We start from the raw sequence: 20,411 nt of genomic DNA on the forward strand, positions 1-20,411 counted from the left end.
GGGTGGGTGTGGATCAGGGCTGGTTCGGCGGCCCGGCGAGGTAGCGGCGGGCCTCCCGCAGGCCACGCCAGTGATACCAGGCGGCACCTCCCCAGAGCAGGAGCAGCGGTACGGCCAGCACGCGGGTGAACGGGTTGACCGGACTCACCAGGGGTGGCAGTTGGCTGAGGAAGCCTGCCGTGAACAGCAACAGCAGCCAGCGTCGACTGATGCGGGATCGAGCCTCCTCGCGAGTCAGCGCGTCCAGACGAGGGTCGTCGGTGGATCCGTCGCGTAACACCTGCGCGATCCGCCGCTTGGTCGTCGGGTCGGCACCGGCCGTCGGGGGGAACCGCCTGATCAGCCGGCGGCCGATGACGAGGGCGACGACCGCGCCGACCAGCGGCGGAATGAGCATCAGCCCGAACGCCGCGAGGAGGTCGGGCCGCCCGGTGTCGCCGTCGGTCAGCGCGGCGGTGCCCATTGCGGCAGTGCCGACCACGGCTATCGCGGCGACGGCGTAGGTGCTGGGGCGGTGCCGCCTCTGCGTCACCTGGTCATCGGCGGTGCCACGGCCCTCGGTGGTCATTGTCGCTCCCTACCTCGCTGCCAGCGACGCCACGCGCGCCGGTGTCACGACTTCGCCCGGTCGCGCTGACGCCACTCCACCAATCTGCCCGTCCCCCAGGCGACGGCCAGCCCGATCAGGCCCGGGATGATGAGCAGGACCACAAGTAGACCGAGGTCGTCGGGCTGCCGTTCACCGTCGGCGACGGCCCAGCCGATCAGAGCGACAACGGCCCCCACTGCCCATGCGGCCAATAGCACAAGCAGGATCTGTCTGTTGTTGTACCGACGCCCCGACCCGGCCTGGGTGACGGATCGATCATTCCCCGTATTCGTCATGGTCGACAGATACCCCGGTGTTGGTACGGACACACTCGGTCACGGGCATCGCCGGTGGGTCGGGAAACCCGGGCGACGCCCACCCCGGCAACCCCATTAGGCTGGACAGGTTCTGTCCGGATCGCGCCTGGAGCGTCTCATGACCACGACACTGCCCGCGTACGACGAGGTCGTTGCGCGCTTCGAACCGGTGATCGGCCTGGAGACCCACGTCGAGCTGGGCACGAACACCAAGATGTGGTGCGGCTGCCCGACCGACTTCGGTGGCGAGCCGAACACCCGGGTCTGCCCGGTCTGCCTGGGCCTGCCCGGGTCGCTGCCGGTGGCCAACAAGGCGGCGATCGAGGCGATCATCCGGATCGGCCTGGCCCTGAACTGCTCGATCGCCGAGTGGTGCCGGTTCGCCCGGAAGAACTACTTCTACCCGGACATGCCGAAGAACTTCCAGATCAGCCAGTACGACGAGCCGATCTGCGTCGACGGCTACCTGGACGTCGAGGTCGGCGGCGAGACGGTGCGGATCGAGATCGAGCGGGTGCACCTGGAGGAGGACACCGGCAAGACGCTGCACGTCGGTGGGGCCACCGGCCGCATCCACGGCGCTACCGAATCGCTTGTCGACTACAACCGGGCCGGCATCCCGCTTGTCGAGATCGTCACCAAGCCGATCACGGGCACCGGGGCGCTCGCCCCCGAGGTGGCCAAGGCGTACGTCGCCGAGCTGCGCGACGTGATCCGCACCCTCGGCGTCTCGGACGTGCGGATGGAGGAGGGTTCGCTGCGCTGCGACGTGAACACCTCGCTCAACCTGCCGGGTCAGGAGTGGGGGACCCGTACCGAGACGAAGAACGTCAACTCGCTGCGGTCGGTGGAGCGGGCGGTCCGCTCGGAGATGCTGCGGCAGGCGTCGGTGCTCGACGCGGGCGGCCGGATCACCCAGGAGACGCGGCACTTCCACGAGGACACCGGCGACACCACCCCGGGCCGCTCGAAGGAGACGGCCACCGACTACCGGTACTTCCCGGAGCCGGACCTGGTGCCGATCGCCCCGGACCCGGCCTGGGTCGCCGAGTTGAAGGCGGCGCTGCCGGAGTTGCCCCGGGTGCACCGGCGTCGGCTCCAGGAGCAGTGGGGCCTGTCGGACCTGGACATGCAGTCGGTGCTGAACGCGGGCGCGGTCGAGCTGATCGAGGCCACCGTGGCCGCCGGCACCACCCCGGCGGCGGCCCGCAAGTGGTGGCTGGGTGAGTTGTCCCGCCGGGCCAACGAGAACGGCGTGGAGCTGGCCGACATCGGTGCCACCCCCGCCCAGGTCGCCGAGCTGCAGGGGCTTGTCGACGCCGGCAAGCTCAACGACAAGATGGCCCGGACGGTGCTGGAGGGCGTGGTCGACGGTGAGGGCTCGCCCACCGAGATCATGACCAGTCGGGGCCTGGAGGTCGTGTCGGACACCGGCGCGCTCACCGCCGCCGTGGACGAGGCGATCGCCGCGAACCCCGGCATCGCCGACAAGATCCGCAGTGGCAAGGTCGCGGCGGCCGGTGCGCTTGTCGGCGCGGTCATGAAGAGCACCCGTGGCCAGGCCGACGCCGCCGCCGTCCGCACGCTGATCCTGGAGCGCCTCGGCGTCCAGGGCTGAGACCGACCGGAGCAGGCCGCCGCCGTGACCGGCGGCGGCCTTCCGTCACCCCTGTCGACCACGCGGCCACCCCGCACCCCCGCACGAGGGCGTCAACGGCGACGCCTGGATGGAGCCACAGTGAACCAGCACGACCTCGATGTCCTCGACGAGATCCAGCGGCGGGTGCTCTGGCTCGCCACCCGGATCGTGGACGCCGCCAACCACGACCGCACCACCGGCGACGGGGTGAAGGTCGGCGGCCACCAGGCGTCCAGCGCCTCCCTGGTCACCGCGATGACAGCGCTCTGGTTCGCGCACCTGGACGCCGAGGACCGGGTGGCCGTGAAGCCGCACGCGTCCCCGGTGTTCCACGCCATCCAGTACCTGCTCGGCAACCTGGACCGCTCGTACCTGCCCCGGCTGCGGGCCCGGGGCGGCCTCCAGTCGTACCCGTCGCGCACCAAGGACCCGGACGCCGTGGACTTCTCCACCGGCTCGGTGGGGCTCGGCGCGGCGGCGCCGCTCTTCGCCGCCGCCACCCGGCGGTACGTCGACGCGCACTTCGGGGCCCGCCCCCACTCCCGGTTCGTGGCGCTGATCGGCGACGCCGAGCTGGACGAGGGCAACATCTGGGAGGCGGTCGCCGACCCGGCCACCACCGGGCTGGGCAACGTCATGTGGCTCGTCGACTTCAACAGGCAGTCGCTGGACCGGGTGGTGCCGGGCATCCGGATCAACCAGTGGCGCGGCCAGTTCGAGGCGGCCGGCTGGCACGTGGTGGAGGTCAAGTACGGCCGGCGGCTCGCCGAGGCGTACGCCCGGCCGGGTGGCGAGGCGCTGCGCGACTGGATCGACGCGATGCCCAACGAGCAGTACCAGTCGCTGTTCGGGCTGACCGGCCCGGTGCTGCGCAAGCAGTTCCTGGACGGCGCGCCGGCCGGCATCGACGAGCTGATCGCCCACGTCAGCGACGAGGAACTGAGCCCGCTCGTCACCGACCTGGGCGGGCACGACCTGTCCGCGATGCTCGACGCGTACGCCCAGTGCGACGCGGTCACCGACCGGCCCAGCGTCGTCTTCGCGTACACAGTGAAGGGTTGGGGTCTGCCCATCGCCGGCAACCCGCGCAACCATTCCGCGCTGCTCAGCTCGGAGCAGGTCGCCACGCTGCGGGCCGCGCAGGGGTTGACCGCCGAGACCGAGTGGGACCGTCTCGACCCGGCGTCACCGGCCGGCATCCGGGCCGGCGCCCGCCGGGAGGCACTGTCCCGCGCGCCCCGCGAGCGCGCGCTGGGGGTCACCGTCCCGGAGAGCACGGGAGTACGCGCCACCAAGCCGATCTCCACCCAGGAGGTCTTCGGTCGGGTGCTCGTGGACCTGGCGCGGCACCGGGAGGTGGGCCGCTACCTGGTGACCACCGCCCCGGACGTGGCCACCTCCACCAACCTGGCCGGGTTCATCAACAAGACCGGGGTGTTCGCCCCCACCGAGCAGCGTTCCTGGACCGAGGACCGGATGCTGCGCTGGACGGAGAGCCCGGCCGGGCAGCACATCGAGCTGGGCATCTCGGAGATGAACCTGTTCCTGCTGCTGGGTCAGCTCGGCCTGTCCTGGGACCTGTCCGGGCAGCCGCTGCTGCCGGTGGGCACCGTCTACGACCCGTTCGTGCTGCGCGGCCTGGACGCGTTCCTCTACGGCACCTACTCGGGGTCCCGGTTCGTGGTGGCCGGCACCCCGTCCGGCATCACCCTCGCGCCCGAGGGCGGTGCCCACCAGTCCACGATCACCGCGTCGGTGGGCCTGGAACTGCCCGGGGTGACGTTCGTGGAGCCGGCGTACGCGGCCAGCCTGGACTGGCTGCTCTGCGACGCGCTGGGGCAGATCGCCGGCGGGTCGACCCCGGCGGCGACCGCCGCGCCCGCCGAGGACGGCGCGTACTACTTCCGGTTGAGCACCCGCCCGCTGGACCAGGCGCCGTTCGAGGCGGCCCGGACCCGACTCGGTGACGCGGTGCTGCGTCGGCAGGTGGTCGCCGGGGCGTACCGGCTTGTCGACGCGCACCAGGCGTACCCGCATCTGGTCGACGCCCCGGTGGTGCAGTTGGCCGCCTCCGGTGCGGTGCTGCCCGAGGTGCTGGCCGCCGCCGCGGAGCTGGCCGAGGAGGGCGTCGCCGCGCACGTGGTGGACGTGACGAGCCTGGACCGGCTCTACCGGGCCTGGCAGCGCACCCTGCGGCAGGGCGTACGGACGGCCACCGTGCCCAGCGTGCCGGGTGCGCTGCGGTCCGCGTTCGCCGACCGGGTGCCGGTGGTGACGGTGCACGACGCCGCCTCGCACGCGATGGCCTGGCTCGGTTCGGCGGTCGGCGCTCCGGCGGTGCCGCTCGGGGTGGACGAGTTCGGCCAGTCCGGCAGCGTCGCCGAGCTGTACGACCTGCACGACCTGCTCCCCGGCAGCATCGTCAACGCCGCCCTCGCCGCCATCGCCCTACGCTGACCCCGCCGCACCGCGTCCTGCCGCGCCTCGCCTCGGCCCCGCCGCGCTGGGTCGCGGCGCGGCGCTGCGCCGGCGGCGTGGGGCCAGGATCAGCTGGTCGGGCTGGGGGTGGGGCTCTGCAGCGGGTTCGGTGACTCCGGCCCGCCCCGGGTCGGCGTCGGGGTGACCGACGCCGGCGCGCCCTGCGCGGGATCGGCCACCACGTGCCGCTCCAGGTTCACCTGGGACTGGCCGGTGCCGCCCACTGTGATGTCGTCGTACGCCTGGAGCATCTTCTGCTGGTCGAAGTAGAGCACCGTCATCGTCAGCGGGGTGGGTTTCTCGCCCTCCAGGCCGCGCAGGCCGGCGCCGCCGGTGGAGCCCTCGACCATCAGGGCGGTGGGCTGCTGGCCGGGCGCCTCGGGCAACCGGGACACCTGCCGGGCGTGGGTGTGCCCGGCCAGCACCAGCGGGCAGGTGCCGGCGAGCGGCCCGGCCGACGCCGGGTCGTGCACCAACGCGATGTTCACCGGCCGGGGTGAGCGGCGCACCGTGGTCGCGAGCTGCTCCCCGGCGTCGATCACCTGGTCGGCGACCTGTTGGGTGAGGCCGCTGCCGGCGGGTGAGGTGTTCTTGTCCGGGGTGAACCGGGGGTCGCCGATGCCGGCGATGGTCAGCCCGGCGACGGTGGTCGTGGAGTTGTTCAACACGATCGCGTTCGGCTGGCGGGCGACCGCGGCGGCGGTCTTGCCGGAGTCGTGGTTGCCCCGGATGAAGACGTACGGCTTCTTGAGCAGGCCGATCGAGCCGACGAAGGACGCCTCCGGCTCGCTGCCCCAGTCGGTGATGTCACCGGTGTCGATCACCACGTCGATGCCGAACTGCTCCACCACGGTCCGGATCAGTTGCCAGCCGGTCGGGTTGAGGTGCATGTCGGAGACGTGCAGCACCCGCGTGGTGCCCGGGGTCGGCTCCAACAACGGCAGCGCCGAGACTGTGGTGTAGAGCTGGCTGACGTTGCCGACCAGGCGTTGCAACTGCTCGGCGTACTTGGTGTAGTCGTTGGCGATCCGGCGCGCGTCGCCGACGATGGCCGGCGCGTTGACAAGCAACCCCTCGTAGCGTGGCTCCTCGATCGCCTGGGGACGGATGGTGGCCGCCGCCGCGCCGAGGCTCCCGGCGGTGACCAACAGCGCCAGCCCACCCGCCCAGGCGGTCCGGCGGACGTTGCGGAAGATCAGCCCGGCCAGGATCAGGGTGACAAGCACCGACGCGCCGAGCGTCCGCAGGCCGAGTCGCATCACCCCGGAGCGGACGTCCTCCACGGCGCTCTGGCTGGCCCGGCTGATGCTGGCCGGGTCGTCGATGAGCGCCTCGGTGCGGCCCTGGTCGAGTGCACCCAACCGCACTGTGAGATGGGTCGGCCCGTCGTGGCTGTCGAGCAGCAACGCGCCGAGCGGCGGTATGTCGACGGTGGTGCCGCCGTGGCGGGCGGGGGAGATGCTGAGGCTGGCCCGGAACGGCCCGATGTCGGTGTCGACCTGACCGCCGGCCAGCACCCCGAGCACCGCCCCGGCCAGAGCCACGGCGAGGACGGCGACGATCAGCCCGAGGCGGCGCAGCGGGCCGTTGGGGCCGACAAGCGAACGCGTCGGGCGTGGCGAACCGCTGTCGGTCACCGGGGTGTCCCGGTCACCGGCGTCGTCGTGCTGCTCGTCGCGCTGCCCGTCCATGCTGAGATTCTGACCTGCCCGTCGGAAGATCTTGGTAAACCTGAACGGATGGTGACGAAGGTCAGCTGCGGCCGCCGTCGCCGCCGGCGAAGACCACCCGCAGGAGCCGGTCGTCGTCGCCGCCGGGGTTGCCCCGCCCATCGTGGTTGGAGGTGCTCACCCAGAGCGAACCATCCGGCGCGGCGGCCACCGCGCGCAGCCGGCCGTACCGGTTGGTGAGCAGTTCACTGGGCTGGCCGAGCAGCGTGCCGGTGTCGGTCAGCTCCATCACCCAGAGGCGTTTGCCGCGTAGGCAGCCGGTGACCAGCAGCCGGTCCGTGGCGGCCAGACCCGAACAGGACGCGTCCTCGGTCGCCCACTGCGTGATCGGGTCGGTGAACCGCCGGTCGCCGGCCCGCCCCTCGACCTCCGGCCAGCCGTAGTTGCCGCCCTTGGTGATCTGGTTGATCTCGTCCCAGGTGTTCTGGCCGAACTCGACTGCGTACATCCGCTTGGCGGCGTCCCAGGCGAAGCCCTGGACGTTGCGGTGGCCCTGGGACCAGACCGGGGAGCCGGGGTACGGGTTGCCCGGGGCGGGCTTGCCGTCCCGGGTGATCCGGAGGATCTTGCCGCCGAGGCTCTTCACGTCCTGCGAGAGAGGGCGCTGACCGGCGTCACCGGTGCTGACGTAGAGCTGCCCGTCCGGGCCGAAACCCAACCCGCCGCCGTTGTGCACGTTGGCCTTGGGGATGCCGGTGAGGATCGGGGTGGGCTGCCCGCCGAGTTGCAGCCGAACGACCCGGTTGTCCCGCTCGGCGGTGTGGTAGACGAAGACCGTCCGGTCGCGCGCGTAGTCGGGGGAGACGGCGATGCCGAGCAGGCCGCCCTCGCCGGCCGCGGCCACGTCGGCGATCGTCTGCACCACGCGGATCCGCAGCCCGTCCGGCCCGGACTCGGGGCCGACCTGCAGGATCCGCCCGCTGTCCCGTTCGGTGACAAGCGCGCCCCCGTCCGGCAGGAAGGCGATGGCCCACGGCACCCGCAAACCCTTCGCGAGGACCGTCGCCACCGCCTGCTGGCCGGCGCCGCCGGCGCTCGCCGACGCGGACGGGGTGGGCAGGTTGGGTGGCTCGCCGGCCGGGTCGGGCTCCGGTTCGCCGAAGCTGCAACCCGTGCTGAGCAGCAGGGCCGCGCAGGACGCCGCGAGCGTCACCCGGAGGCTACGGACGCGAGGGTACGGGGGACGGGCTCTCACCCGGCCCAGGGTAGCCCGCCGGACGGCCCGGTCGAGTCCGATGGGTGCCGGCGACCCCGGCCGGTGCACCGTTCACCGGGCCCGTACGGCCAGCAGTGCGGTGTCGTCCTCCCGGTGACCGATGGCGGCGAGCAGCAGGTCGCACAGCGTGTCGAGGGGCAGCGTGTCGGTGCCGGTCAGCCGGGCCATCAGCTCGGCCAACCCCTCGTCGATGGGCCGGTCCCGCCGCTCGATCAGCCCGTCGGTGTAGAGCAGCAGGGTGTCGCCGGTGGCGAGGCTCGTCGACTGGCTGGTCCGCGGCGACGGCCGGGCCAGGCCGAGCAGCGGCTCCGGTGTCGCCTCGAGCATCTCGACCGAGCCGCCGACGCGGATCACCAGGGCCGGCGGGTGCCCGGCGTTTGACCAGGTCACCTCGTGGACACCGGCGTCCTGCGGACAGATCCGGACCAGCGTCGCGGTGGCGGCGATCGGCAGCCGCAGGCCGCGGATCGCGCCGTCCAGGTTGCTCAGCAGCGCCCCGACCGTGTCCGGCCGGCCGAAGGCGTTGCCCCGCACCAGGTTGCGCAGCTGACCCATCGTCGCCGCCGCCTCGATGTCGTGCCCGGCCACGTCCCCGATCGCCGCGATCAGATCGCCGTCGGGCTGGATGAACGCGTCGTACCAGTCGCCGCCCACCTGCACCCGGTCGGCCGCCGGCTGGTAGCGGGCCGCCAGCTCCAGCTCCGCCACGACCGGCAGCCGCGGCAGCATGCTGTGTTGCAGCACCTCGGCGACGTGTCGCTGTTCGCCGTACATCGAGCTGTTGCCGACGGCCTGGCCGGCCCGGCGGCCGATATCGACGGCCGTGAGCAGGTCGCGGTCGTCGAACTGCTGCCGCTCGGCGCCGTTGACGAGCGTGATCGCGCCCAACACGGTGCCGCCGGCGCCCCGGACCGGCACACTCAGGTAGGACGCGATGCCCAGGCGGTCGGCGATCGACGTCATCTCCGGGTCGGTGGTGCCCCTCGTCACGTCGGCCAGCGAGGCGACGCTGCCGAGCCGGGGCTGGCCGGTCCGGAGCACCGCCCGGATCGACGATTCTGGGCTCAGCCCGGTGCGCAGCAACTCACCGAAGCGCTCGATGTCCGCCGTGCGGGCCGGATCGCGGTGCACCGAGACCACCTCACGCGGCACGCCGGTCGGGTCGATCAGGGTGAGCAGGCACCAGTCGGCGAGCAGCGGCACCATGGCGGCGGCGAGTCGGCGCAGCGCGGTGCCCACGTCCAGGGTGCCGGCAAGCGTCTCGCTCACCCCGGCCAGCAGCTCCAGCCGCTCGTGTGCCTGCACGACCCGCCGCCGTGCCTCCTGTGCGCCGTCCAGCGCGATGCGCAGCCGCAGCTCCGACGAGCAGGCGGCCGCCAGGTCGGCCAGGGTCCGCAGCTGCGCGGCGGTCCACGCGCGGGGCTTGCTGTCGATGGCGCAGAGCGAACCGAGCACCCGACCGGAGAGGTCGGTCAACGGCATCCCGGCGTACGCGACAACACCGAGGTCTTCGATGGCCAGATTGTTGCGAACGCGGGGGTAGAGCCGGGCGTCCGGCAACACCATCGGCACCTCGATGTCCACCACGTGCTGGCAGAACGAGTGGCTCAACGGTGTCTGCCGCCGCTCCGACCAGGGCTCCGGCAACCCGAACGCGCCGGGGAAGAACTGCCGGTCGGCGGAGACCAGGGAGACCAGCGCGACAGGCACGTCCAGCAGGTCGCTCACCAGCCGGGCGAACCTGTCGAACGCCTCGTCCGGGGCGGCGCCGAGCCCGGTGTCGCCGAGCGCGCGCAACCGCTCCGGGTCGGCGAGTGCCGCGGGTGCGGCGATCGGGCGCCGGGCGGTGGCGGGGGAGCCGTCGGTCATCGAGAACCTGTCTGCTGGGGCGGAGGCCGACCGGCCCTCCGGCCCTTCGTTATACCTCGTTCAGGCCCGCGTCGAACATCTGTGTGCTGAGTCTCGCCCGCCCCGGCGGCGCGCGCCATCCCCCGGCACGCCGGTTCGCGCCCGTGCCCGCGCCAGCCGCGGCGGTGGGGACTATCGTCGGCTGACGTGAAGGTATGGATTCCGAACCCGGCCGGCCTCAACCTGATGGGCGAGCTGCCCGCGGATGTGACGGTGGAGGTCCTGGAGCACGCCGACCGGCTGCCCTCGTCGGTGGCCGACGTCCGCATCTGGGTGCCACCGTTCCTGACCGGCGGCGACGCGACGGCGCTGTTGGGTGAGCTGCCCGACCTGGCGGTGGTCCAGTTGCTCTCGGCAGGTGCCGACGCCTGGGCCGGCCGGACGCCGCCGGGCGTCACCCTCTGCGACGCCCGGGGCGTGCACGACCCGTCCACCGCCGAGTGGGTGGTCACCGCGGTCCTCACCCAGCTGCGGGCGTTCCCGGCGTTCGTCCGCGCCCAGGCCGACCGGCGCTGGGCGTACCAGGGCAACGCCCCGACCGACGAGCTGACCGGCAAGCGGGTGCTCATCATCGGCGCCGGTTCGATCGGCACCGCGGTGCGCGACCGGCTCGCCCCCTTCGAGGTGAGCTTCACCCTGGTCGCCCGGACGGCCCGCCCGGAGCAGGGGGTGCACGCGGTCGAGGAGTTGCCCCGGCTGCTGCCCGAGGCGGACGTGGTGGTGGTGCTGGTGCCGCTCACCGACCAGACGCGGGGCCTGATCGACAAGGACTTTCTGGCGGCGATGCCGGACGGGGCGCTGCTCGTCAACGCCGCCCGCGGGCCGGTGGCGCACACCGAGGCGCTCGTCGCCGAGCTGGGCACCGGCCGGATCTCGGCCGCGCTGGACGTCACCGACCCGGAGCCGCTGCCTGCCGACTCGCCGCTCTGGGTGATGCCGAACGTGCTGCTCACCCCGCACGTGGCCGGGTCGGTGCGCGGCCTGCTGCCGCGGGCCTACCGACTTGTCGGTGATCAGGTTCGCCGGTTCGCCGCCGGCCAGCCGCTGATCAACGCGGTGGTCGACGGTTACTGACCGGACACCTCAGCCGGCGTGCGGCAGGCTCTGACCGGTGGCCGAGATCAGTCGGGGCAGGTCCACGCCCCGGACGGCCGGCAGGGTGACCTGCTGGCCGTCGTCGAGCCGGGCGATCGCCCGCCCGCGCTTGTCGGTGGCGAGCTCGACGACCTGGTCCCAGGTGAGGCGGCGTTGCCCGACCAACGCCCGCAACCGTAGCTCCCGCGCGTCGGCGTCGGTGCCGGCCCGCCAGGCCCAGACCCCGACGGCGAGCGGAACGAGCAGCACCGGCAGCAGGTAGACCCGGGCGTTGGCAAGTGGCAGCGCACCGAAGAAGGCGATGACCGCGGCGATCAGGATGGCTTGGTTGTAGCGGAAGCGGACCGTGTCGGACTTACTCACCCTCCGATGATCCCACCCCCGACCGGTCCGGCTCGCGGCGGGCGGTGCCGAGGGGGTGCAACGTCGTAGAGTGACACAGGTCGTTGTCTCCTCTGGGTGACCGACACGTAACCGATTTGGCCGCCGATCGTTCACAATTGTTGGACAGCGGACCAGGAATGTTCGATGTCCCGCACCGTCGTACCGCCCCGTGCCCCCTCACGAAGGCGACCGCCGTGCTCCTCGCGTACCCGTTCCGCGTCCTCGTCCCCCGCCGGGCCCCGGAGACCGCCACGTCCACGGCGGTGGCGCTGCTCCTCTTCGCCGGTGCCCTCGACCTGGTGCCGACCGCGGTGGTGATCGCGTCGGCAGCCGGTGCCGGCGCCACGCTCGCCGGGCTACGGCTCTCCCGGCTGGCCGTCTCGCGCCGCGTGGGCCGGTCACCGCGAACGGCAGGCGTGCTGCTCGACGCGGCGGTGGTGACGGCCGGGCTGACCGCCGTCGCACTGCCGTTGGCCGGTGGCGGGCACGGCGTCGCCGTGCTGGTCGGGGCGCTACTCGTGGCGGCCCTCGCCGGGGCCGGGCTGCGCCGGCTGCCCGGCCGGACGCGCCCGGCTGTCCGGGTTCGGCTGCGCGGGCTCGTCGAGTCGGCCGGGCCGGCCGTCGGGCTCGCCCTTGCCGGCTGGTTGCTGCTGCCCGGTGCCGGCCCGCCGGTTGCGCCCCGGCTGCTTGCCGCGTTGGCGCTCGGTGGGCTCGGCATGGCCGCGCTCACCGCGTTCGCCGGGCCGCGGCCACGCTCGGGGACAGCGGTCTGCCGGGGCGGTGTCCTGCTGACCCTCGGCGGGCTGGTGCTGCTCGCCGCGCTGCCGTCCGCGCCGACCGGTCGGGTGGCCCTGCTGGCCGTACCCCCGCTGGTGCTCGGAATGTTGCTGGTCGCGGTCGGAGCTGTCGACGCGGCGGACGCGGACGGCACCGAGCCGGCGGCGGCGATCGCTTCGGCCTGGCCCCGGTCGGTGCTGCCCGCCGCGGTGGTCCTGCTGGCGACGGGTCTGCACGTGGCCTCCGGCCACGCACCGGATCGGACGAGCGTGTTGCTGGCCCTGGCGGCGGTGCCGCCCCTGGTGCTCCGCGAGCTGCTGCGTGCGGGTGACGCGGCCGGTATGGCGCGACCCGCCGCCCACCGTCGATCCGCCGGCAGCCAGGTGCGGCACCGCCATGCGGTCCAGCCACGCTGGCTTGGTGCTCTTCCGTCGGCGGACCCCGGGCACGACCAATCCCACCCCGCCGGTGACACGGCCGACCCGGCGACCGCGCAGGGTGCCGGCTCGGCCTGGACCCCGGCGGATGGCACCGGCTGGTCGGCGCTGAGCCGGCTGCCCGTTCCGGCGGGCGGTGGTCCGCCCGGTGACCGGGCGGCCCTGCTGGACGCCCTCGCCGCGATCGGCGACGTGCCGGCACCGTCCGGCGCGCTGCTGCTTGTGGACCTGCACGTCGCCGACGTGATCGGCCCGACCGCCCGGGAGGACGTGCTGGCCGAGGCGGTGCACCGGGTGCGCGCCGTGATCGCTCCCGAGGACCTGGTCACCGGCTGCGCGGGTGCCGGCTTCGCCGTGGTCACCCCCGCCGGCCCGGTGCTGGCGTACGCGCTGGGCACCCGGCTGCTCGGCGCGCTGGCCCCGCCCTACCTGTTGGCCGGCTCGGCGGTGCGCGTACAGGCCAGCATCGGGCTGGCCGAGGTGCGCGGGGACCGACCGGCGGACGTGCTCCGTCAGGCCGAGCTGGCCCGACGGCGGGCGGTGCAACTGGGCCGGGACCGGGTCGAGTGGTACGACGCGTTCCTGGAGGAACAACTGGTACGCCGGCTCGACCTGGAACGCGAACTGCCCGGGGCGGTGGCCCGGGGCGAGTTGGATCTCGTCTACCAGCCGGTGGTCGACCTGGCCGACGGGCAACCGGTGGGCGCGGAGGCACTGCTGCGCTGGCGGAGCCCGGTGCTCGGCACTGTGCTTCCGACCGAGTTGCTGCCGGTCGCCGAGGACCTGGACCTGGTCGGCGAGTTGGAGTGGTGGGTGCTGGACCGGGCCTGCCGGCAGCTGTCCAACTGGTCGGTGGGCGTCCGGGAGTTGTGGATGGCGGTCAACGTCACCACCCGGGAGTTGACGACGCCGGACTTCGTGCAGCGGACGGCGGCGGTGCTGGCCGCGTACGGGGTGCCGCCGGAGCGGCTCGTGGTGGAGGTGAGCGAGCCGAGGGTGGCGGGTGACCTGACGACAGTGGTGGCCCGGCTGGCCGGGCTACGGTCGCTTGGCGTCCGCACCGCGCTTGACGACTTCCGGGCCGAGCACGCCTCGCTCGCCCAGCTTCGTCGGCTGCCGATCGACCTGCTCAAGGTGGGCCCGGAGTTGGTGAGCGCCCGGCCGGACGGGCAACCACCGCTGATCGACGTGGTGGTCAACGTCGGTGAGCGGCTGGGCGTCGAGATCGTCGCCGAGGAGTTGGAGTCGTCGACGCAGGTCGAGGTGGCCCGCCGGGGTGGCTGCCGGTACGGGCAGGGGTTCGCGTTGGCCCGCCCGGCGACCGCCGAACGGGTGGAGGCGTACTTCGAGGAGTTTCCGTCAGCATCTCGCTGAACCGGTTCATCTCTCTCGGGGTGGTGCGGTGCTGCCCCGCGGGGTCAGCTGCGGCGTCTCGTCCTGCACCCGGCGCGCCGGCTCCCCACCGATGACGGCGAGCAGTTGCCGGGCGGCGTGGGCGCCGTACGCCGGGATGTCCCGGCCCAGCGCGGTCAGCGCGGGGTGCACCAGCCGGCACAGCGGTGAGTCGTCCCAGGCCACGATGGACAGGTCGGCGGGAACGCCGAGCCCCATCTCCTGAGCGACGGAGAGCCCGGCGATGGCCATCACGTCGTTGTCGTAGATGACAGCGGTGGGCCGCCGGGCGGAGCTGAGCAGCCGGCGGGTGGCCCGCCCGCCCTCCTCGCCGGTGTAGTCGGACCAGACGGTGACCGCGTCGAGCAGACCGAGCCGTTGACACACCGTCGCGAACGCCTCGGTGCGGATCTCGGTGTGCCGCAGGTCGGGCAGGCCGGCGACCCGGGCGATCCGCCGGTGCCCGAGCGCGACCAGGTACTCCACCGTCTCGGTCAACGCCGCCGCGTCGTCGGACCAGAGACTGGCCAGCGCGCCGGTGCCACCGGGCCCGCCGATCACCACGGCGGGCAGTTGGAGCTGCTCCAGGGCGGGGATGCGGCGGTCGTCGGTGCGCAGGTCGCAGACGAGCACCCCGTCCACCCGACGCTCGCCCCACCAGCGCCGGTAGACCGCGATCTCGGCGTCCGGGTCGGCCACCACCTGGAGGGTCAGCGCGTACGAGCGGGCGGACAGTTCGGCTTCGACGCCACTGATCAGCGCCATGAAGAACGGCTCGATGCCGAGGATCCGGGCCGGTCGGCACAGGGCCAGGCCGACCGCCCCGGCGGTGGCGGCGGAGAGCGCGCGGGCGGCGCTGCTCGGGCGGAACCCGATCTCCGTGGCGATGGCCAGGATGCGCTGTCGGGTGGCCTCGGAGACCCCGGGTTGCCCGTTCAACGCGTACGACACCGCGCCCTTGGACACGCCGGCGTGCCGGGCGACGTCGGCGATGGTCGGCCGCTTCACCGGCGTGCTCCTTCGCTAGCTGGCCGTTGACAGTCCGAAATCCGAACCATACGGTGGCTCAGCTTATCCGGTTCAGTGGACGTCTCTCGATGCGGAAGGTGCGGTGCGGAGTTGAGCCGACAGGCACTCTACGACGGTTGGACCCTGCGGGCGGCACCCGGAGCGGAGGTTCCCGACACCATCGCCGGTCGGGCCGTGCCCGCGACAGTGCCGGGGTGCGTCCACACCGACCTGCTCGACGCCGGGTTGATCCCCGACCCCTACCTCGACGACAACGAACTGGCGGTGGCCTGGATCGGGCGCACCGACTGGCACTACCGGACGAGCATCCGGCGCCCCGTCGGCGAACACGACCGGGTGGACCTGGTCTGCGCCGGCCTGGACACCGTGGCCACGCTCACCGTCAACGGCGTCGAGGTAGGCCGCACCGCGAACATGCACCGTGGCTACCGGTTCGACGTCCGCGCGTTGCTGCGCGACGGCGACAACGACCTGTCCGTGGCGTTCGACTCCGCGTACCGCTACGCCGAGGCGCAGCGGGAGCGGCTCGGCGACCGGCCCAACGCCTATCCGGAGCCGTTCCACTTCATCCGCAAGATGGCCTGCAACTTCGGTTGGGACTGGGGGCCGACCCTGGTCACGGCCGGCATCTGGCAGGACATCAGCCTGCACGCCTGGTCCACCGCCCGGCTGGCCGCCGTCCGGCCACTCGTCACGATGGACGGCCGCGACGGCCGGGTCGAGCTGCACATCGACATCGAGCGGGTCGCCGACGTTCCGCTTACCGTCCGGGCCGTCGTCGCCGGCACGCACGCCGAGGTGTTCGTTCCGGCCGGGCAGCGCACGGCCGTGCTGACCCTCACGGTCCGCGAGCCCGCGCTCTGGTGGCCCCGGGGGTACGGCGCGCAGGCACGCCACCCGATCGAGGTGACAGTGCACGCAGCGGCTGGCGACACCCTGGACACCTGGTCACACCGGATCGGCTTCCGCTCGGTGCGACTCGACACCACCCCTGACGAGCACGGCACCCCGTTCACACTGTCGGTGAACGACGTCCCGGTGTTCGTCCGTGGGGTCAACTGGATCCCGGACGACACGTTCCCCACCCGGATCACCCGCGACCGGCTCGCCCACCGGTTCGACCAGGCCGCCGAGGCCAACGTCAACCTGCTGCGGGTCTGGGGCGGAGGCCGGTACGAGTCGGCGGACTTCTACGACCTCGCCGACGAGCGGGGGCTCCTCGTCCAGCAGGACTTCCTCTTCGCCTGCGCCGCGTACCCGGAGGAGGAGCCGTTCGCCAGCGAGGTGGCCGCCGAGGCCGCCGAGCAGGTCACCCGGTTGACGCCCCACCCGTCGCTGGTGCTGTGGACCGGCAACAACGAGAACATCTGGGGCTGGCACGACTGGGACTGGCAGGAGCCGCTGGCCGGGCGGACCTGGGGGCGCGGCTACTACCTCGACGTACTACCCCGGACCGTCGCCGAGCTGGACCCGACCCGCCCGTACTGGCCGGGCAGCCCCTGGTCGGGCACCGAGACGATCCACCCGAACGACCCGGCGCACGGCACCACCCACATCTGGGACGTGTGGAACACCGACGACTACACCAGATACCGGGAGTACGTGCCCCGCTTCGTCGCCGAGTTCGGCTACCAGGCCCCACCGGCGTACGCGACAGTGCGCCGGGCGCTGAGCGACGACCCCCTGGCGCACGACTCACCGGGCATGGCGCACCACCAGAAGGCGGCAAACGGCGACGCCAAGCTCCAACGAGGGCTGGACGCCCACCTGCCCGCACCTGCGGACTTCGACGACTGGCACTACCTGACGCAACTCAATCAAGCCCGCGCCATCCAGCTCGGGGTGGAGCAGTTCCGGTCCCACCGGGGCATCTGCGCCGGCACCATCGTCTGGCAGCTCAACGACTGCTGGCCGGTCACCTCCTGGTCGGCCGTCGACGGCGACGGCCGTCGCAAACCCCTGTGGTACGCCCTGCGCCACGCGTACGCCGACCGGCTGCTCACCGTCCAGCCCCGCGACGGAGGGCTGGCCCTGGTCGCGGTGAACGACGGCGGCACGCCCTGGCAGGCCTCGGCCTCGGTGAGCCGGGTGGCCCTCACCGGCGAGCCCAGGGCGAAGACGACGGTGGAGCTGGACGTCCCGGCGTACTCGGCGGTGACGCTGGCGCTGCCGGCGGAGCTGGCACGACCGGAGGATGCCCGGCGTGAGTTGCTTGTCGCGGAGGCCGGTGACACCGCGGAGCGGGCGCTGTGGTTCTTCGCCGAGGACCGGGACGTGGACTGGCCGGCGGCGGTCTGGGACGCGACTGTCGAGCCGGTCGACGGTGGGCAGCGGGTCCGGGTCACGGCCGGTACGGTGCTGCGCGACCTGGTCCTGTTCCCGGACCGCCTGGACGGCTCAGCCACTGTGGACGCCGCGCTTGTCACAGTGCTGCCGGGTGAGTCGACGACCTTCACCGTGCGGGCGAGCGGGCCGCTGGACCCTGCGGCGCTGACCAGCCGTCCGGTGCTGCGTTGCGTCAACGACATCGAGCGGAGCTAGGTAAAGGGCCGGACGAGATCACCGGGACGTGGCCGAGACCGCCGCTGAGTAACCGTGTCCGAGGAATACCGCGCGGTGCCCGCCGAGTCGCAGAAGTCGCGAGGCGGCCCGTGGCGTGGGGCGGGCGACGCCCGCCCCACGCGTCGGTCAACGTCGAGTCCAGCCACCGTTGAAGAGTGTGGTCAAACGGTTGTTCACCGCAATGGAGTAAGCCGTCTGCCCTGAAGACTTGGGGTGGAAGCTGCCGGAAGCATCGTATGGAAGTGCGCCGGCAGCGGTTTGATTGATGTATTCGCCGTTCGTCGAGCAGGCCGCGTGGCCGTCGAACTGGGCCACCGTCTCGTCCACGGCTTCCATGACCCCGGCTGTGCGAGCCGCGTCCTTGATCACTGCATTCAGTCGAGCGCCGAGGCGCAGAATCATGTACTTCTCGTCATCCTTCAATTGAAGGTTGACGAACAGATTGCAGTCGCCTGATCCTGGCGGCTCGATCAGTAAGGGGTAGCCGGCGACCACGATATCGGCGCCCGGAACCTGGGTTCGAATGTCCGAATACAGCGACACCAAGCTGGGCTTGAGGTTGTCGATCTTGTCAGCGATGGACGGTTCGAGGCCAGCGCAGGAAGAAGTCTGGGTCAGGCAGGTCTGCAGCGAGTTGCCGAAGCCGACGTCGTTCCCACCGATGGTGAGTGTTACCAACCCCTCCTCGCCTGGGTTGTGGAAGACGGTGGAAAGTTGTCCGGCCCGCAAGCTCGGGATGGTCGCACCCGAGCAGGCCTGGTGATCGAAACTCGACCGGTCGAAGGGCGCTACGAAGTAGGGCCAGGCGTTTGTCGTTCGCTTGCAGTTGCCACCCGTGTAGCCGCCCTGCCCACCGGCGCCCAGCCCTGAGGAGTAGGAATCTCCAAGGGAGTTGATCTTCTTGTAACGGTCAAACGGCCGTCCCTTTGTGCGCGCCTCGACAGGCAGCGAGGGTGTGCCTTCGTTGAACCCGTTTACCGGAACAACCCGAAACCTGTACCAGTGGCCAGGATAGAGGACGTCCTGCGTGAAAGTGGTGCCAGGAATTGGCCAGGGTAGGCGAATCCAGTTCGGTTCGGTGCGGTACTTCGTCAGGTCGAGATATTCAATGTGGTAGCCGCTCGCGTTCGGGACCGCGCTCCACGATAGCCGAATTGAGTTTTCGGTCGCGGGAGCGGCCGTCAGCGTCGGTCGGCTGGACGGGTCGGGTCCGCCGACCGTAACTGCCGTGGGAGTGCCGGGGCGGCCGATCATGGTGCCCTTTGTGGGCACTATTCGGAATTCCACTCGTGCCCCCGGAGCGAGAGACTTCGAGACGAAGCTGGTGCCGTTCGCCGGGTAGGGGAGCCGGGTGAAGGCGGTTTCGCCGAGCGTGACGTTGCGCTGTTCGACGAGGTACCCAGTTGCCCCCGGTTTGCTGGCCCAGGTGAGCGAGGCTGCGCTGTCGAGCGGTGCGACGCTCGGCTGATTACCGGTGCTGTTCCACTGGACGAACGATGGCCGGCTTCCGTACGGCGAACCAATCCCCAATCCGGCGAGCGCATCCGTGAAGGCAGCAGCAATTCGTGCCTCGCCTGTCGAATTCGGGTGAGTTCCGTCCCAGGTGTAGTATTCGGGGTACCATTCGAAATCGGGGCTGGCGATGGTGACTCGCGAATTGGAGGTGTTGAGTTCCGCCGCGAGTTGATCGTAGAGCACGTTCAGTTGCCTGGTGTCCTGGACGTTTTCCGGAGTGGACTGCCAGATGTCGTACCGGGAGAGGGTGTGACCGATGATGAAATCCACCCCGGGGTTGGCCGACCTCGCGTTGGCGATGAAGCCCCGCATGTCTTGGGCAACCTGACTCGGGCTTGCTCCCTGCACGAGGTCGTTGATTCCGAGTAGCACGAGCAGGACGCCGGCCCCCGACGTTGCGACTTTGCCGGAAATTGCAATCTTCTCGTCGGACAGCCGGCGGCCCCAAAATGCGTTGTGGGCCTGGTCGAATGACGGGTTTGCGTAGGCGGTCGAGCCGTGTTGATTCGTTACATTATTGTAGAGGTCGGTTTTTGGGCCCACGAAATCAACTGCACCCGGAGCGGTTGTGGCCAGTCTCTCGTGAAGACGGAAGCGCCAGGTGAAGTCACCAGAGGATCCCTGGCTGATCGAGTCGCCGACAATCATCATTTTGGTAACCGCCGCCTGTGCCGGTGTGGGCGCTACTGCTAGAAATCCCGCCATCAGCAGCAATGAGCACAGCAAACGTCCAATATTGCGCATGTCACCCCCGTGACAACTCATGAAAATACGTGGTTGACACATTAGGATCTGACGACTCTGCGCGTAACAGCCCTATGGGCCATTGACCTGTATGCGTGCCGATGCTAGTGATCTCCACGTGAGAGGAGCGGCCTGGCCGTACGGATCAGGTGGATTGACCAGATTCCGCCGCTCACCGCGATTGCGCATCGCGCCGGCCGGAGTAATCAGCGGGCGCTGTGGTTCTTCGCCGTGGACCGGGACGTGGACTGGCCGGCGCCGGCCCGGGACGCCGCGGTCGAGCCGGTCGACGGTGGGCAGCGGGTCCGGGTCACGGCCGGTGCGGCGCTGCGCGACTGTGCCCGAGCCGTCTCGACGCCTCCGCCACTGTGGACGCCGTCCTCGCCACCCTGCTCCCGGGTGAGTCGGCGACCTTCACCGTGCGCGCCGACGCCGCGTTGGGCCCGCCGGCGTTGACCAGCCGCCCGGTGCTGCACTGCGTCGACGACATCTGAGCGGACAGGCCTTTGGTCAGACCCTTGGTGGTGGAGGGCCTGATTGATCACGTGGCGGACCACTAGCCCGCACGGCCCACGATTGAAGACTTCTTCAAGTGCTAA

At 71.5% G+C, this 20,411-nt stretch carries 14 protein-coding genes; 6 read left to right on the forward strand and 8 right to left on the reverse strand.

Translation table 11 applies throughout. The annotated features are described in order from the left end of the window. Positions 1–13: 13 nt before the first annotated feature. Both AB0B86_RS15545 and AB0B86_RS15550 read right to left on the reverse strand, forming a co-directional pair. The gene (locus AB0B86_RS15545; RefSeq protein ID WP_357407820.1) at positions 14–568 is read right to left on the reverse strand and encodes a hypothetical protein; all 555 of its coding nucleotides are present in this window, start codon (positions 566–568) and stop codon (positions 14–16) included. 44 nt (positions 569–612) lie between these two features. Further along, positions 613–786, reverse strand: coding sequence for a hypothetical protein (locus tag AB0B86_RS15550; RefSeq protein ID WP_357407822.1), 174 nt, complete (start codon positions 784–786; stop codon positions 613–615). Between the two features lie 238 nt (positions 787–1,024). Here AB0B86_RS15550 and gatB point away from each other — a divergent pair, with 238 nt between their 5' ends. Together gatB and AB0B86_RS15560 are read left to right on the forward strand one after the other, a co-directional pair. Next, positions 1,025–2,524 carry an Asp-tRNA(Asn)/Glu-tRNA(Gln) amidotransferase subunit GatB gene (gene gatB, locus AB0B86_RS15555; RefSeq protein ID WP_357407824.1) on the forward strand — a complete coding sequence of 500 codons (1,500 nt, stop codon included), beginning with the start codon at positions 1,025–1,027 and terminating at the stop codon, positions 2,522–2,524. Positions 2,525–2,644: 120 nt separating this feature from the next. Beyond that, positions 2,645–5,002: a pyruvate dehydrogenase gene (locus tag AB0B86_RS15560; RefSeq protein ID WP_357407826.1), complete on the forward strand. Its 2,358-nt coding sequence runs from the start codon at positions 2,645–2,647 to the stop codon at positions 5,000–5,002. 89 nt (positions 5,003–5,091) lie between these two features. On the opposite strand, the gene AB0B86_RS15565 is transcribed toward AB0B86_RS15560, so the two are convergent. The 3 genes from AB0B86_RS15565 to AB0B86_RS15575 all read right to left on the reverse strand — a co-directional run bounded on the left by AB0B86_RS15565 (position 5,092) and on the right by AB0B86_RS15575 (position 9,838). Beyond that, positions 5,092–6,714 (reverse strand): metallophosphoesterase, encoded by a 1,623-nt coding sequence (locus AB0B86_RS15565; protein WP_357407828.1) that lies wholly within the window; start codon positions 6,712–6,714, stop codon positions 5,092–5,094. A gap of 61 nt (positions 6,715–6,775) precedes the next feature. Continuing rightward, a complete protein-coding gene (locus AB0B86_RS15570) occupies positions 6,776–7,948 on the reverse strand; it encodes a PQQ-dependent sugar dehydrogenase (RefSeq protein WP_357407830.1) in 1,173 nt (390 codons plus the stop codon). 72 nt (positions 7,949–8,020) lie between these two features. Beyond that, a complete protein-coding gene (locus AB0B86_RS15575; RefSeq protein ID WP_357407832.1) occupies positions 8,021–9,838 on the reverse strand; it encodes a SpoIIE family protein phosphatase in 1,818 nt (605 codons plus the stop codon). 186 nt (positions 9,839–10,024) lie between these two features. Here AB0B86_RS15575 and AB0B86_RS15580 point away from each other — a divergent pair, with 186 nt between their 5' ends. Beyond that, positions 10,025–10,951, forward strand: a complete 927-nt coding sequence (locus tag AB0B86_RS15580) for a 2-hydroxyacid dehydrogenase (RefSeq protein ID WP_357407834.1) — start codon at positions 10,025–10,027, stop codon at positions 10,949–10,951. A gap of 9 nt (positions 10,952–10,960) precedes the next feature. Here the strand turns inward: AB0B86_RS15580 and AB0B86_RS15585 are convergent, their stop codons facing one another. Beyond that, a complete protein-coding gene (locus tag AB0B86_RS15585; RefSeq protein ID WP_357407836.1) occupies positions 10,961–11,335 on the reverse strand; it encodes a PH domain-containing protein in 375 nt (124 codons plus the stop codon). A 215-nt stretch (positions 11,336–11,550) separates the two neighbouring features. Here AB0B86_RS15585 and AB0B86_RS15590 point away from each other — a divergent pair, with 215 nt between their 5' ends. After that, positions 11,551–13,944, forward strand: coding sequence for a GGDEF domain-containing phosphodiesterase (locus AB0B86_RS15590; protein WP_357407838.1), 2,394 nt, complete (start codon positions 11,551–11,553; stop codon positions 13,942–13,944). A 6-nt stretch (positions 13,945–13,950) separates the two neighbouring features. Here the strand turns inward: AB0B86_RS15590 and AB0B86_RS15595 are convergent, their stop codons facing one another. Continuing rightward, positions 13,951–14,970, reverse strand: coding sequence for a LacI family DNA-binding transcriptional regulator (locus tag AB0B86_RS15595; RefSeq protein WP_357407840.1), 1,020 nt, complete (start codon positions 14,968–14,970; stop codon positions 13,951–13,953). 111 nt (positions 14,971–15,081) lie between these two features. Here AB0B86_RS15595 and AB0B86_RS15600 point away from each other — a divergent pair, with 111 nt between their 5' ends. Further along, positions 15,082–17,532 carry a glycoside hydrolase family 2 protein gene (locus tag AB0B86_RS15600; RefSeq protein WP_357418330.1) on the forward strand — a complete coding sequence of 817 codons (2,451 nt, stop codon included), beginning with the start codon at positions 15,082–15,084 and terminating at the stop codon, positions 17,530–17,532. A 147-nt stretch (positions 17,533–17,679) separates the two neighbouring features. Here AB0B86_RS15600 and AB0B86_RS15605 read toward each other — a convergent pair whose 3' ends face one another. Then, entirely contained in the window at positions 17,680–19,812 is a 2,133-nt protein-coding gene (locus AB0B86_RS15605) for a GDSL-type esterase/lipase family protein (RefSeq protein WP_357418333.1), read from the reverse strand. 368 nt (positions 19,813–20,180) lie between these two features. Here AB0B86_RS15605 and AB0B86_RS15610 point away from each other — a divergent pair, with 368 nt between their 5' ends. Then, complete coding sequence (locus AB0B86_RS15610) at positions 20,181–20,306, forward strand: hypothetical protein (RefSeq protein WP_357407846.1); 126 nt, start codon at positions 20,181–20,183, stop codon at positions 20,304–20,306. The last annotated feature ends 105 nt before the right edge of the window (positions 20,307–20,411 follow it).

The sequence above is a fragment of the Micromonospora sp. NPDC049047 genome, from assembly GCF_040649135.1.
GTDB lineage: Bacteria > Actinomycetota > Actinomycetes > Mycobacteriales > Micromonosporaceae > Micromonospora.